The 13399-nt window shown below is 65.8% G+C and carries 15 protein-coding genes; 11 read left to right on the top strand and 4 right to left on the bottom strand.

All coding sequences use genetic code 11. The features are described from left to right. Positions 1–148 precede the first annotated feature (148 nt). The gene (locus DBR12_RS15400; RefSeq protein WP_108618064.1) at positions 149–721 is read right to left on the bottom strand and encodes a hypothetical protein; all 573 of its coding nucleotides are present in this window, start codon (positions 719–721) and stop codon (positions 149–151) included. Between the two features lie 206 nt (positions 722–927). Here DBR12_RS15400 and DBR12_RS15395 point away from each other — a divergent pair, with 206 nt between their 5' ends. The 7 genes from DBR12_RS15395 to DBR12_RS15365 all read left to right on the top strand — a co-directional run bounded on the left by DBR12_RS15395 (position 928) and on the right by DBR12_RS15365 (position 6365). Then, entirely contained in the window at positions 928–1293 is a 366-nt protein-coding gene (locus DBR12_RS15395; protein ID WP_108618063.1) for a DUF2946 family protein, read from the top strand. Between the two features lie 247 nt (positions 1294–1540). Then, entirely contained in the window at positions 1541–1750 is a 210-nt protein-coding gene (locus tag DBR12_RS15390; protein ID WP_146185554.1) for a hypothetical protein, read from the top strand. A gap of 18 nt (positions 1751–1768) precedes the next feature. Beyond that, the gene (locus DBR12_RS15385) at positions 1769–2206 is read left to right on the top strand and encodes a DUF2946 family protein (RefSeq protein ID WP_108618061.1); all 438 of its coding nucleotides are present in this window, start codon (positions 1769–1771) and stop codon (positions 2204–2206) included. Between the two features lie 160 nt (positions 2207–2366). Next, positions 2367–3305 (top strand): MbnP family copper-binding protein, encoded by a 939-nt coding sequence (locus tag DBR12_RS15380; protein ID WP_108618060.1) that lies wholly within the window; start codon positions 2367–2369, stop codon positions 3303–3305. A gap of 2 nt (positions 3306–3307) precedes the next feature. Next, positions 3308–4507: a methanobactin export MATE transporter MbnM gene (locus DBR12_RS15375; protein WP_108618059.1), complete on the top strand. Its 1200-nt coding sequence runs from the start codon at positions 3308–3310 to the stop codon at positions 4505–4507. Then, a complete protein-coding gene (locus tag DBR12_RS15370) occupies positions 4508–5788 on the top strand; it encodes a hypothetical protein (RefSeq protein ID WP_233244552.1) in 1281 nt (426 codons plus the stop codon). 46 nt (positions 5789–5834) lie between these two features. After that, on the top strand, positions 5835–6365 hold the full coding sequence (locus DBR12_RS15365) for a copper chaperone PCu(A)C (protein ID WP_108618058.1): 531 nt from the start codon (positions 5835–5837) through the stop codon (positions 6363–6365). Between the two features lie 185 nt (positions 6366–6550). On the opposite strand, the gene DBR12_RS15360 is transcribed toward DBR12_RS15365, so the two are convergent. The 3 genes from DBR12_RS15360 to DBR12_RS15350 form a co-directional block, all read right to left on the bottom strand. Next, positions 6551–7003, bottom strand: a complete 453-nt coding sequence (locus tag DBR12_RS15360; protein ID WP_108618057.1) for a YiiD C-terminal domain-containing protein — start codon at positions 7001–7003, stop codon at positions 6551–6553. Between the two features lie 88 nt (positions 7004–7091). Beyond that, entirely contained in the window at positions 7092–8024 is a 933-nt protein-coding gene (locus DBR12_RS15355) for a patatin-like phospholipase family protein (RefSeq protein WP_108618056.1), read from the bottom strand. A 98-nt stretch (positions 8025–8122) separates the two neighbouring features. Beyond that, a complete protein-coding gene (locus DBR12_RS15350) occupies positions 8123–9022 on the bottom strand; it encodes a LysR family transcriptional regulator (protein ID WP_108618055.1) in 900 nt (299 codons plus the stop codon). A gap of 196 nt (positions 9023–9218) precedes the next feature. Between DBR12_RS15350 and DBR12_RS15345 the strand changes: the two genes are divergently transcribed. The 4 genes from DBR12_RS15345 to DBR12_RS15330 form a co-directional block, all read left to right on the top strand. Next, entirely contained in the window at positions 9219–10742 is a 1524-nt protein-coding gene (locus DBR12_RS15345; RefSeq protein WP_108618054.1) for a CoA-acylating methylmalonate-semialdehyde dehydrogenase, read from the top strand. Positions 10743–10941: 199 nt separating this feature from the next. After that, on the top strand, positions 10942–11322 hold the full coding sequence (locus DBR12_RS15340; protein ID WP_199226702.1) for a lysozyme inhibitor LprI family protein: 381 nt from the start codon (positions 10942–10944) through the stop codon (positions 11320–11322). A gap of 159 nt (positions 11323–11481) precedes the next feature. Next, positions 11482–12648, top strand: coding sequence for an acyl-CoA dehydrogenase family protein (locus DBR12_RS15335; RefSeq protein ID WP_108618053.1), 1167 nt, complete (start codon positions 11482–11484; stop codon positions 12646–12648). A 292-nt stretch (positions 12649–12940) separates the two neighbouring features. Further along, a partial coding sequence (locus tag DBR12_RS15330) for a TfoX/Sxy family protein (protein WP_108618078.1) occupies positions 12941–13399 on the top strand: 459 nt, incomplete at its 3' end.

The raw sequence follows: 13399 nt of genomic DNA, 5'->3' as shown, positions 1-13399 counted from the left end.
CAAACCAGGGCGTTATCAAGAGGAAAAAACGCCCTCTCCGCGCTATAGAAAACAAAAGTTCGCTATCTTTTAAATAGCATTTATGACAAAAGCGGCTCCTAGCAGCCGCTTTTGCATAGGGGGTCGCCACGCGGCCCGCAATGGGCGCCTATGCCGCCCCCACCTGCTTTTGCGCATTGGCAAACGCCGTGGCCAGCGCGGCAAACTCGCTCTGGCTCACCACCCCGTCGGCAATGCCGCTGCGGTCCATCAACTGCAGCACGGCCTGTGAAAAATCATTGCCCTGCCGGGTGATCGACGTGCTGGCCAGGCCCTGCAGAAACTCCTCGTGCGAAATGCGGCCATCCTTGCTGGTGTCAAACCCGGCGGCAATCTGCTCCTGTTGTGCGTCGTCCGCGCCAAACTGGCTGAGCAGCGCCTGAAAGTCCTGCTTGGAGACCGAGCCCCCCGACACAGGCAACCCTACCAGGCCACCGCCATTGCCGCCGCCGCGCTGCACGGCGCCCAGGGCGCCATCCACCTTGCTCTGCGACACCAGAATACCCTTGCCCGCAAAACCCGCCAGCGCCTCGGCCTGGGGGCTGAGCGTGACCAAGGCTGACGGCTGTGCTTGCGATTCTTCGCTGCCGCGCCGGAGCGCGGCAGGCTTTGCGGCCCCGCCCGAAGCAGCGTTGAAGACAAGCGAGGCAACCGAGGCCAGACCAGAGATGAGAGGCGACATGGCGGCAACTCCTGAAAACTGTGTGCTTTGAAGTTCCGCTCCTGTGCCCCCTGCAAGCCGAGGGTGCGCCGCGTCACTTCACAAACCAAGGGTAGGCGATGGCACGCAGCGTGAAGGCTCGATCAAAGGCACACGGGCATCGCATTTCTGCGTTTTCGTGTTTTGGCCACTCTCTGCTCTGCGCTTTCACGACGATAATGCTAAGCATGCATACGCTGCGCCGTTCGTCACAACTGGCCCGCCTCATCCTGGCGTGGTTCATGTTGACCATTGGTGCCGCCATTGCATCCCCCATCGTTCACCCGCAGGCCCTGCAACTGGTCTGCACCACCGGCAGCGCCGTGAAGCTGGTGGTGGTGGGTGATGACGGTGCCGACGCAACCCCCGGCAGCCACCACGCGCTGGACTGCCCGCTGTGCCTGCACTTCAGCGCGCCCGCACCGCAAGCACAGGCTGCGGTAGAGCCTCAGCAGCCCCTGGCCCATGCGCTGCTGCCTGCCGTCCGGGCGACCATTGCTGCGCTGGTGGGCGCACCCCTGCCCCCGCGCGGGCCGCCGGCGTTCGTTTCCTGATCTGAGAGCACTCGGGCTGCGCTGCTGACCTGGCAGCTGCATCCGTACATTGGCACACGCGGTTTTCGTCTGTGCTGGCGGCGGCACGAGTGCTTTTGTCCCCCTTCATCCCACTTCTCTCGTGCCAGCCATGGGCTTGCCTGCGCCCGCAGGCGCGGACTGTGTGGTGCATGGAGCGGGGCTTTCTTGAACCCGGAATCGATTTGCCATGCCACCCGCAGCACCACCGCCCACCTCGACATCCCGTTTGCCTTCGCTCCCGCTTCACAGCGGACTTTTCATCACCGCATTTGTCTGTGCCCACCTCGCCGCACTGGGTGCGGCCTACGCAGCCGCCGCCATCCAGGCGCAGGGCCATGAGCTGGCGGCCAGCGCTCCTGGCCACAACGCCGTGCACCACCTGGGACGCATGACGCTGGTGCCGCTGAGCGCACTGGCCCCTGAAACCCGCCGCTGACCCGCGCTCACTGCAGCCATGCACCGCCCTTTTTGCCGACCGCTGGCCCGCCGACTGGCATGGTGGCTGATCGCCTGGATGGCGCTGGCCAGCCTGCACTCGGCCCTGGCCGCCACGCTGGTGCTGGCACGCAGCGGCAGTGGCAGCGGTGCAGCGATGGTGGAGGTATGCACCAACCAGGGGGTGCGCTGGGTGAGCCTGCAAGCCGCTGCGGGCAACGTCGCAACCGATGTCGAGGCACCCCTCTGGGCCAGCGCCAGTGCCGACGGCACACCACACTGTCCCTTGTGCCGTTTCGTGGGGGATGCCCTGCCAGACCTCACGCGCAGCGACCTGCGGTTTGCGCCGCCATTGCAACACCGCGCACCGCCGCCTGATACGCCACGGCCCCTCAGCACCGCCGAAGTCCGGGTGCTGACCGCACCCCCACGTGCGCCGCCCCTGCCCGCAGGCTGACCCGGGCTGGCCTCACACGCCGCCGCGAAGGCGCGGGTGTGTGCTCCGCCCTTTTCTCCCGATTTCATTGTTCAGTGCAAGGCCGCGCGCGGCCCTGCGAAACCCGCTCGGCCGTGTGCATCGCTTGCTACCTGTGCACCGGCCATTCAAAACGATTGCCATGACAAATTTCCAAACCTCCTTCCCACGTCGCAACCCCTTGAGCCTGGCCCTCGCCATGGCGCTGCCCCTTGCCCTGGCCGCCTGCGGTGGCGGCGGTGGTGGCAGCGACACGCCCGCACCCACCGGCCCCAAAAGCATCACCATCGACTTCGCCGCCAAGGCCGGCACGCAGGACGTGAAATGCGGCACAGCCATCACTGGCCTGGGCAACGCCAAAGTCAGCGCCCAATTGCACGACCTGCGCTTTTATGTGAGCAACGTGGCGCTGGTCAATGACAAAGGCGAATCCGTGCCGGTAACACTGGACGTGAGCGACTGGCAGACCAAGGACGTTGCGCTGGTGGACCTGGAAGACGGCACCGGCGCCTGCGCCGACGCAGGCACCAAGGCCATGAACCCGCAGATCAAGGGCTCCGTGCCTGCGGGCACCTACACGGGCGTGAAGCTCACGGTGGGCGTGCCCTCCAGCCTGAACCACACCGACTACGCCGTGGCCACCAAACCCCTGGACGTGCAGGCGCTGGCCTGGTCCTGGCAGGCGGGCCGCAAATTTGCGCAGATCGAGGTCAACCCCACGGGTGGCGTGGTGCGCCCCGCGCCTGCGGCCCCGGGCAACACCTTCTATGTGCACCTGGGCTCCACCGGCTGCACGGGCAACCCCGTGACGGGCGAAACCGTGAGCTGTGCACGCCCCAACCGCATGGACTTCAGCTTCAGCAACTTCAACACCGCCACGCAGAAGGTGGTGGTGGACCTGGCCGCGCTGTACACAGGCACCAACCTGAACGAAGACCTGGGCAGCGCACCCGGCTGCATGTCCGGCGCCACCGACCCCGAGTGCAACGCCATCTACAAGGTGCTCGCGCTCGACCTGGTCACCGGCAAGCCCATCAACAGCGGCAGCGGCCAGACCCTGTTCCGCGCCGAGGCCAAGTAACCATGGCAAACCACCATTCGCTCACGCGGATGGCTGCCCAGGCCGCTGGCCTGGCCAGCCTGCTCGGGGCCCTGGCCCTGGGCGGCTGTGGCGGAGGGGGCACCTCCGTCAGCGACAACTCGGGCAGCAGCACAAGCTGGTCCTGGGTTCTGCCATCCTTTTTCCCCACCCCCAAGGTGCCTGAGGCCAACCCCATCACCGAAGCCAAGGTGGATCTGGGCCGCTTCCTGTTCTATGACCGCCGCCTGTCGGGCAACGGCACGCAGGCCTGCGCCAGCTGCCATGTCCAGTCCAAGGCGTTCACGGATGGGCTGACCACCTCCATCGGCTCCACCGGCCAGCACCACCCGCGCAACGCGCAGGGGCTGGCCAACGTGGTCTACAACGCCACGCTCACCTGGGCCAACCCCTCGCTGGTGACGCTGGAAAAGCAGATGGAAACGCCGCTCTTTGGCACCGACCCCATCGAGATGGGCGTGAACGACGGCAACAAGGACGCCATCCTGGCGCGCCTGGCAGCCGATGCCAGCTACAAGGACAAGTTCGCCAAAGCCTACCCCGGCCAGGGCAGCCCCATCACCTGGGGCAACGCCATCCACGCCATCGCATCGTTCCAGCGCACCATCCTGTCGGGCAACAGCCCGTACGACCAGTACCTGCAAGGCAAGGCCAAGCTGCCCCCGGCAGCCGAGCGCGGCATGAACCTGTTCTTTGGCGAAAAAGCCGAGTGCTTTCACTGCCACAGCAGCTTCAACTTCAACGACCAGATCGTGCATGCGGGCAGCCGCATCGTGGAGACGCCGTTCCACAACACGGGCCTGTACAACATCGGCGGCACGGGTGCGTTTCCCGAGCCCAACCGGGGCGTGTACGAGCTGACGCTGCTCGTCAAGGACATGGGCAAGTTCCGCGCGCCCAGCCTGCGCAATGTCGAGGTCACCGGCCCCTATATGCATGACGGCAGCATCACCACGCTCGAAGACGTGCTGGATTTTTATGCCGCAGGCGGGCGCAACATCACCTCGGGTCCGCATGCAGGGGACGGCCGCGCCAACCCCAACAAGAACGACTTCATCAACCAGATCAACCTCACGGCCCAGGAGCGAGCGGACATCGTGGCCTTCCTGAAAACGCTGACGGACCAGGATCTGCTCACCAACCCCAAACTGTCCGACCCGTTCGCGGCGGCAGGAGCGAAATAGATGGCGCACACCCTATCAACCTTTGCAAATGGAGCGCGCCCACTGCAGGCACGCGCCTGTGCTGTAGCAGCGGCCACGCTGTGCATGCTTGCGCTGAACCCGGCACTGGCGCACGACGCCAGCGACGCAAGCATTCCGGCCACGCCCGGCATACAAATCAACGCCGCAGCCGCAGTGGGCTATCAGCATGCCGACCAACCCGTGCCCGCACCGCGCCTGACCGGCGTGCTGGGCCTGGGCGACACCCCTACCGACCAACGCGGTTGGGCGCTGGAGCACGGCACACTGGGCGCGGGCGTGCGCCTCACGCCGCTGCTGGGTGCCACCGTCGCTATTGGCAAGCATGGCAGCGAGCGCGCCCACACCGAGGCGGCGTGGGTGGAGGCGCGTCCGTCCGCAGACTCCGACTTCACCCTGGGCGCTGGCCGCAGCCGCATGCCGCTGGGCCCTGTCATCGGCAACGCAGGCCACCTGGACCGCTTTGGCCAGATGCCGCTCATCAAGCGCGCCGCCTTCAACGGCGACTGGATCGAAGACGGTGTGAACCTGTCCTGGCGACCGCACCTGGAAGGCGCTTTCGGTTGGCTGCAGGGCATTGACGCTGGCCTGTGGCGCGCGCGCCGCTTTCCGGGCAGCGAGAACGCAGCCTGGGCTCCCACCGTGCGCGCCCGCGCGGCGGGGGCGGTATGGGGCAACGCGGGTGACTGGGAGGCCGATGCCTTCTACAGCCGCCTGGAACCTCAAGGGCGCGGCGCCTACGTGCAGCGCAGCAACAGCGGCCACATCCACACAGCGCCCCAGTGCAGCGCCAGCCTGCGCGACATCACCTGCTTTGATGGCACCGTGGACCTGCTGGGTGCCAGCGCCACCTGGGCCACACCGCTGCCCGGCGTGCGCCTGACGGCGGCGGGCGTGCTGCGCAATGAGCGCGGCAACCTCTACTCGCAAAACGGCGACACCCGCTACAAGGGCCGCACCAGCGGCGGCTGGCTTGAGGCCCTGTGGCAACCCACCGCCCAGTGGGACGTGGCTGTGCGCCAGGAATGGCTGCGCGGCACCCACCGCCTGGACGGCCCCGGCGCCACGCTGGTGGCCACCGACGCCAACCTGCTGCCCTACCACCCGGCGCGCCGCTTCACCGCCATGCTGGGCTGGCGCCCCCGCCCCAGTGTGCTGCTGGCGCTGGAAGCCGGGCGCGAGCGCATCGCAGGCCAGGGCAACAACCTGGTGGCGCTGCGCCTGGTCTACACACCCGGCCCGCTGCTGGAACGAAGCTGGTGATGCCGCCTCCTACACCCCAACACCCGTCAAACAAGGAACGCTCCGCATGACAACAACCCCTTCGCTCACACGGCGTGGCGTGCTGCTCAACGTGACAGCCTTCGCACTCCTGGGCGCCAGCATCGCCACGCCCGCCCACGCCCACGACTTCCGCGCGGGCCAGTTGGTCATCGACCACCCCTATGCCACCCCCTCGCTGGCGGGCACGCCCAACGGCGCGGCCTACCTGCGTGGCATCCGCAACCGAGGCGCTGCCCCCGACCGGCTCGTGGCCGCCAGCACGCCGGTGGCCGAGCGTGTGGAACTGCACGAAATGACCACCGAAGGCGACGTGATGCGCATGCGCGAAGTGCCTGCCATCGACCTGCCTGCCGGACAGGAGGTACAGCTGCGCCACGGCCAGCGCTACCACCTGATGCTCATCAACCTGCGCCAGCCGCTGAAGGTAGGCGACCGGTTCGATCTGACGCTGAAGTTTGAGAAAGCGGGCGAGACGACCGTGAAGGCCTGGGTGCAGCAGCCCCGGGCAGGGTCGTCGCCCACAGGCCACGAAGGGCACCAAGGGCACAAACACTGAGCGTCTGATCCCATGCGCCCGCAACCTGCGGGGTGAACACCAAGGTTTCCGCCCGCCGCCAAAGACTTCTGCAGCCACCACCAGCATTTGAGGGCACCTCCAAGGTGCTGGTGGAGACATGTCTGCAGTCGCTCTGGCGGGCGGCTTTTTCTACCGTTCGAATAAAGCCATGCGCTTGAATGAGGTCACCGATACGCAGGCCCGAACGCCACAAACTCCCCCACCAGACGCCCTGCCTCTGCGCCACGGTAGTGCAACGCGGATGCCTGCTCGATCCGCCCGAGCCCCTTGCGCCGCAGCATGCGCGTAAACAGCTGCCAGGTCTCTGGTGCAGGCGCCAGCGCCACAGCGGTAAAGGTGCCGTCGATAGGCGCCAAATAATCCATGGTGTTGCGCTGAATCACTAGCCGACTGCCCAGCCCCTCAGCCGACAGCCGCAGGTGCAGCATGGACCACGCCGCCAGAATGGCCACAGCAGACGCACTGCCACCAAACACTGTGTCGCGGTGGTTGATGTTGGGCGCCAGCGGCGCGCTCAGCACCACTTGGCTCGAAGATGCTTCCACCACGGAGACCCCCATTGCCTGGGACAAGGGAATGTGCTGGTGCAGATAAGCCCGGAGTTCTGGAGGAGTCACGGTGCGCGCCGGGGGAACCGGTAAGTTGCGGTGGCGCGATTCTGATGCAAGCGCTCCGCCCTCTCATCAAAGCCACAGGGACAGGGGATTAAAGCCACACGTCCCGCAACCAGTCCACCGTTTCCTGCAGCGGGTGCCCCATGGCAATCTCGTCCATGCGGCCCAGCTTGTCCACGGCGTCCAGCGCAATGGTTTCGTTGGGCTGAAAGACGATCTGCAGACGGTGGTAGCGGTCATCCAGCAGTTGCCGGGCCTGGTAGTCCGAAATACCGGCCACGCCGTCCATCAGCACGTTGATGAGCGGCTGCGCCCACTGCGCATACCCCCAGTCCAGCGTCTGGCCCTTGATGTAGGTGAGGCTCACACCCGTGCCCAGCGACAGCAGCACCACTTCATGGAGCGCAGCGCGTTCGGCAGGCTGGTTGCGGCGCGAAATCGCCTGGGCCAGCGCCACGATGCTGGGGTTGTTGGCAAACACGCCGCCGTCGATGTACCCGTCGGCCGAGGGGAAGTAAGTGGGCGCCGAGCTGGTGTACTGGGCGATGTGGGCCACCAGTTGCTCGCCGTCCGAATCCGCGCCCTTGAAATTGTGAAAAATCTTGGGCTTCCAGGTGCGTTTGGCGGCCACTTCCTCGTTGTCGAGGTCAAAGGTGGGGATGGCCACCTTGCGGGTGACGTCGCGCAGCTTCAGGTCGCCAAACACCGCTTTCAGCTCTGCCTTGAGACCTTTGCTCGAATAGTCGGCTCCCACGGTCTTGCCCAGGTCACGCAGGTTGTCCCAGATGCTGTCGTCAAAGATGACGCCGCCACGCTCCTTGTACACGGTGCAGATTTCCTCGGGCGTTTTGCCACAGGCCAGGCCCAGCGCCAGGATGCCGCCAGTGGAGGTGCCCGCAAACAAGTCCACGGTATTGAGCCATCCCGCCACCTGCGGGTGGGCATTGAGCCGGGCCAACAGCCGCGCCGTGATCAGGCCGCGCAGGCCGCCGCCGTCCAGGCAAAGGATTCGGTACTTGGCCATGAGCGCCTCCTGGTATGCAACTAGGTGGCTCGGATGCTACGGGGCGCCCCAGCACAGGCCAAGAAGAATTTGGCATGCACCGGGGCACCGCCGACAACCTAACGCCGGTCCGGCCTGAGCCGCCCGCCTTCGCCCTGCCCCACTTCCTTCAAAAAGCTCCATACCGCCTGCATGCGCGCCAGGTGCTTGGCCTCGGCAGGCATGCTCATCCAGAAGGTGCGGGTAAAACGCGCCTCCTGCGGCAGCACGCGGGCCAGCACCGGGTCGGTGTCGGCCAGAAAGGCAGGCAGCACGGCCAGCCCGGCACCGGCGCGCACCGCCTCGTACTGGGCCGTGATGCTGGTGCTGCGCATGGCAAACCGCTCGGGCGGGTAGAGCTGGTCGAGAAACTGCAGCTCCTTGGTGAACAGCAGGTCGTCCACATAACTCACAAACGCGTGGTGGCGCAGGTCCTCGCGCGTGGCCACCAAGGGGCGGCGGGCCAGGTATTCGCGCTGGCCGTACAGGTGCAGCGTGTAGTCCGCCAGCTTGGTGACGATGACCGAGCCGCGCGTCGGCCGCTCCAGCGATATGACGATGTCCGCCTCGCGCCGCGACAGGTGCAACATGCGCGGCAGCGCCAGCAGGTCAATGGACAGGTGCGGGTGCTTTTGCGTGAGCCGCGCCAGGTGCGGCGCCAGGATCAGCGTGCCAAACCCCTCGGTGGCCCCCACGCGCACCAGGCCTGATGGCCCCGCCCCCGCTTGCGCCGGGGCGGCGCGCTCCACACCCAGCACGGCGGTTTCCATGGCCTCCACGGCGGGCAGCAGCTGGCGCCCGGCCTCGGTCAGCCGGTGGCCGCCTGCCTCGCGCGCAAACAGGGCGGCTCCCATCTGCTTTTCCAGCGCCTGGATGCGGCGGGCCACGGTGGTGTGCTCCACCCCCGCGCGGCGGGCGGCGGCGGCCAGGGTGCCAGAGCGGGCCAGCTCCAGGAAGTAACGCAGATTGTCCCAGTCCATGATCCTAGAAACGGTAGTTGAACGCGCTCGCCAGTGCCCAGTGCCGTGATCGAAGTGCCAGGCAAGGCATGGCGATTAGTGCCGTGCAAATTTGCAAAACCAAAGTGCATCATTGTCTATTGCTTCAGCAATTTTGCACAGATACGATGCGCCATTCGCCGGCAAACCGCCGCGTGCCAACCCAGGAGACAAATCCATGAATGCACCGACTTCCCAGGCCGTGCTGGCCCCCACCGTCAAACTGCTGATCGGCGGCAAGTTCGTAGAGTCCAAGACCACGCAGTGGCGCGACGTGGTGAACCCTGCCACGCAAGAAGTGCTGGCCCGCGTGCCCTTTGCCACCCCTGAAGAAATCGACGCCGCCGTAGCCTCGGCCCAGGAAGCCTTCAAGACCTGGAAGAAAACCGCCATCGGCGCGCGCGCCCGCATCTTCCTCAAGTACCAGCAGCTCATCCGCGAAAACATGGCCGAACTGGCCGCCATCCTGACGGCAGAGCAAGGCAAGACCCTGCCCGACGCCGAAGGCGATGTGTTCCGTGGCCTGGAGGTGGTCGAGCACGCTGCCAGCATTGGCAACCTGCAACTGGGCGAGCTGGCCAACAACGTGGCCGGTGGCGTGGACACCTACACCCTGCTGCAGCCCCTGGGCGTGTGTGCAGGCATCACCCCCTTCAACTTCCCGGCCATGATCCCGCTGTGGATGTTCCCCATGGCCATCGCCACCGGCAACACCTTCGTGCTCAAGCCGTCTGAGCAAGACCCCATGGTCACCATGCGCTTGGTGGAGCTGGCGCTCGAAGCAGGCATCCCCCCCGGCGTGCTCAACGTGATCCACGGTGGCGAAGCCGCTGTGAACGCCATCTGCGACCACAAGGACATCAAGGCGATCAGCTTCGTGGGCTCCACCAAGGTGGGCACGCACGTTTACAACCGCGCCAGCCTCAATGGCAAGCGCGTGCAATGCATGATGGGCGCCAAGAACCACGCCATCGTGATGCCCGACGCGAACAAGGAACAAACCCTCAACGCCCTGGCCGGAGCCGCCTTTGGTGCCGCAGGCCAGCGCTGCATGGCACTGTCGGTGGTGGTGCTGGTGGGCGAATCGCAAAAGTGGATCCCCGAGCTGGTCGCCAAGGCCAAGACCCTGAAGGTGAGCGCTGGTGTGGAAAAGGGCACGGACGTAGGCCCCGTGGTGTCCTGCGCCGCCAAAGACCGCGTGCAGGGTCTCATCGAGCGCGGCATTGCCGACGGCGCCACGCTGGAGCTGGACGGCCGCAACCCCAGCGTTCCCGGCTACGAAAAAGGCAACTTCGTGGGCCCCACGGTGTTCAGCGGCGTCAAGCCTGGCATGAGCATCTACGACCAGGAAATCTTTGGCCCCGTGCTGTGCCTGTCGGCTGCGGCAGACATTGACGAAGCCATCGAGTTCATCAACAGCAACCCCAACGGCAACGGCACCGCCATCTTCACCCAGTCGGGCGCCGCAGCGCGCAAGTTCCAGGAAGAAATCGACGTGGGTCAGGTCGGCATCAACGTGCCAATCCCCGTACCCGTGCCCCTGTTCTCGTTCTCGGGCTCGCGTGCTTCCAAGCTGGGCGACCTCGGCCCCTACGGTAAGCAGGTCATCATGTTCTACACACAGACCAAGACCGTGACGGCGCGCTGGTTTGATGACAGCACCGTCTCGCAGGGTGTGAACACGACGATTAGTTTGAAGTAACCCCCTGAGCGGCTGCGCCGCTTCCCCCTTTCTCTGCATCGCTGCGCGATGCGGAAGGGGGACGCCACCCGCGCCTGAACCGCTTGATGGCGGCCCTTGCGCGGTGGCACTGGCTTAGGCCGTGCCAGTTTTTGCGCACGGTTGTCGATGGTAAAAGCGGGGCATGCAAATTGATCTGACAACGATGCGGGGATGGGCCATGGTCTTCGGTGCTGCGTGCGTGATGCTGGTGGGTGCAGATGCCCACGCGCAGGCCGGTGCGGCCTGCAAACCCGGCGGCACTGTGGAAGAAACCAACGCCTGCGCCGTGCAAGCCTTCCAGGCTGCAGACACCGAGATCGCCGTCCTGTATGGCGATGTGATGCGCGCCCTGTCGGCCCACGAGCGGCCCCAGTTGCGGCAGGAGCACACCGCCTGGCAGCGCGAGCGCACCACCCGCTGCAAGCAGGCGCAGCGCAGCAACGAATCACAACCCCAGTGGCCGCGCCTGTACCACGAGTGCCTGACAGCCGAGACCCAGGCGCGCCGCAAGGGCCTGATGCGCTGGCTCACGCTGGACCACCCGTCCGCCAAGCCCTGAATAGGATGGACTCGACCTCTTTGAACTTGAAATATCCGTTCGGGCTGAGCCTGTCGAAGCCTCGGCGCAGCGCTTCGACAAGCTCGGCGTGAACGGTTCAAGCGGATTCATGCCGAGTCAGTAAGAAAAGCACAACAACAAGCGACATCGAGACACACCATGGACTTTGAACTCACCGAAGAACAACGCGCCTTTGCCCAGACGGCCCGCGACTTTGCACAAGCTGAGTTCGCACCCCACGCCGCACATTGGGACGAGGAAGGCATCTTCCCGAAAGAAGCCATCGCCAAGGCGGGCGAGCTGGGCTTTTGTGGCCTGTACGCGCCCGAAGCCGCAGGCGGCCTGGCCCTGCCCCGCTTGGACGCCACGCTGGTGTTCGAGGAAATGGCAGCCATCGACCCCAGCACCACCGCCTTCATCACCATCCACAACATGGCAACCTGGATGCTGGGCACCTGGGCCACGCCCGCCGTGCGCGACCACTGGGGCCCGCTGCTCACCACCGGCCAAAAGCTCGCCAGCTACTGCCTGACCGAGCCCGGCGCGGGCTCCGACGCCGCCTCGCTCAAAACGCGTGCCGAGCAGGTGGGCAACGAATACGTCATCAACGGCGCCAAGGCCTTCATCAGCGGCGCAGGCAGCACCGACGTGCTGGTGCTCATGGCCCGCACGGGCGATGCGCAGTCTGGCGCCAGCGGCATCAGCGCCTTTGCCGTGCCAGCCGATACGCCCGGCATCAGCTACGGCAAGAAGGAACAGAAGATGGGCTGGAACAGCCAGCCCACACGCACCATCAGCTTTGACAACGTGCGCATCCCCGCCGACCACCTGCTGGGCCGCGAGGGCGAAGGCTTCAAGATCGCGATGAAGGGCCTGGACGGCGGCCGCATCAACATCGCCACCTGTTCGGTGGGTGCGGCGCAAGGCGCGCTCAACGCCGCCCAGCAGTACATGCAAGACCGCAAGCAGTTCGGCAAACCCATCGCCAGCTTCCAGGCCCTGCAGTTCAAGCTGGCCGACATGGCGACGGAGCTGGTGGCCGCCCGCCAGATGGTGCGCCTAGCCGCGAGCAAGCTGGACGCTGGTGCACGCGACGCATCCACCTACTGCGCCATGGCCAAGCGTTTTGCCACCGACGCAGGCTTCACCGTCATCAACGACGCCCTGCAACTGCACGGCGGCTACGGCTACATCCGCGAATACCCGCTGGAGCGCCTGCTGCGCGACGCGCGCGTGCACCAGATTCTGGAAGGCACGAATGAAATCATGCGGGTCATCATTGCGCGGCGCATGCTGGATGGGGACGCGACGGAGGTGATTCGCTGAGCGTTTACTCCTGTTTTCATAGCTACCAGCGCTTATCCAATGCGCGGAAACGGCCAATTTTCCTCATGAAGCACCCCTCTCAGACAGGAACACCAGCCCACGCACCCGCAGCAGCGCCGGGGGCCACCCCCTCTCCCCTCGCGGGAGAGGGTTGGGGAGAGGGGGCTGCACCCGCGCCGCGCCGGTTTCACCCCTCTCCCCGGCCCTCTCCCACAAGGGGAGAAGGAGCGACAGCCCTCTGAGATAACCCTCTGAGCCAGCTATCTAGCCAGCGCCATTTGAACCAGCAACCATGCCCGCCCGCCCCCTCTCCGACGAAACCCTGCACCTGATCGACGCCATCCGCACGGCGCTCGCGCACCGCAGCGACGTGCAAGAGCGCCCGCTGTTCGGCACCTACGCCTTTTTTGTGGACGGCAAGGTGTGCATCGCCGTCAAGGGCGAAGACCTGCTGGTGCGCCTGCCGCCCGAGCGCCACAGCGAGTTGCAAGAGATGCAAAACACCCGCGAGCTGTCGCCCGGTGGCGGCATGCAGGGCTACTTCTGGGTGGAGCCCAACGGCTACGCCACGCGCGCGCAGTGGAACCACTGGGTTCAGGAGGCCCTGGCCTACAACCCGCGGGCATTGGCATCGCCCCGCAAAAAAAAGGCAACAAGCCCCCCGGCTGCGGGCAAGAAAGCGCCCGCCAGCACCAGCCCAAAGCCGAAGAAAAAAACCGCCGTCAAAAAACACAGCATCTTCGAAGCCGAC

The sequence above is a fragment of the Acidovorax sp. HMWF029 genome (assembly GCF_003060895.1).
Classification (GTDB): domain Bacteria; phylum Pseudomonadota; class Gammaproteobacteria; order Burkholderiales; family Burkholderiaceae_C; genus Acidovorax.
This window is presented reverse-complemented; position numbering and strand designations above follow the sequence as displayed.

Excerpts from the sequence above, each read along its gene's own strand:
- DBR12_RS15345 (WP_108618054.1), top strand. The coding sequence starts at position 9,219 with ATGAATGCACCGACTTCCCAGGCCGTGCTGGCCCCCACCGTCAAACTG.
- DBR12_RS15395 (WP_108618063.1), top strand. The coding sequence starts at position 928 with ATGCATACGCTGCGCCGTTCGTCACAACTGGCCCGCCTCATCCTGGCG.
- DBR12_RS15335 (WP_108618053.1), top strand. The coding sequence starts at position 11,482 with ATGGACTTTGAACTCACCGAAGAACAACGCGCCTTTGCCCAGACGGCC.
- DBR12_RS15375 (WP_108618059.1), top strand. The coding sequence starts at position 3,308 with ATGGCAAACCACCATTCGCTCACGCGGATGGCTGCCCAGGCCGCTGGC.
- DBR12_RS15340 (WP_199226702.1), top strand. The coding sequence starts at position 10,942 with ATGGTCTTCGGTGCTGCGTGCGTGATGCTGGTGGGTGCAGATGCCCAC.
- DBR12_RS15380 (WP_108618060.1), top strand. The coding sequence starts at position 2,367 with ATGACAAATTTCCAAACCTCCTTCCCACGTCGCAACCCCTTGAGCCTG.
- DBR12_RS15365 (WP_108618058.1), top strand. The coding sequence starts at position 5,835 with ATGACAACAACCCCTTCGCTCACACGGCGTGGCGTGCTGCTCAACGTG.
- DBR12_RS15370 (WP_233244552.1), top strand. The coding sequence starts at position 4,508 with ATGGCGCACACCCTATCAACCTTTGCAAATGGAGCGCGCCCACTGCAG.
- DBR12_RS15385 (WP_108618061.1), top strand. The coding sequence starts at position 1,769 with ATGCACCGCCCTTTTTGCCGACCGCTGGCCCGCCGACTGGCATGGTGG.
- DBR12_RS15400 (WP_108618064.1), bottom strand. The coding sequence starts at position 721 with ATGTCGCCTCTCATCTCTGGTCTGGCCTCGGTTGCCTCGCTTGTCTTC.
- DBR12_RS15350 (WP_108618055.1), bottom strand. The coding sequence starts at position 9,022 with ATGGACTGGGACAATCTGCGTTACTTCCTGGAGCTGGCCCGCTCTGGC.
- DBR12_RS15355 (WP_108618056.1), bottom strand. The coding sequence starts at position 8,024 with ATGGCCAAGTACCGAATCCTTTGCCTGGACGGCGGCGGCCTGCGCGGC.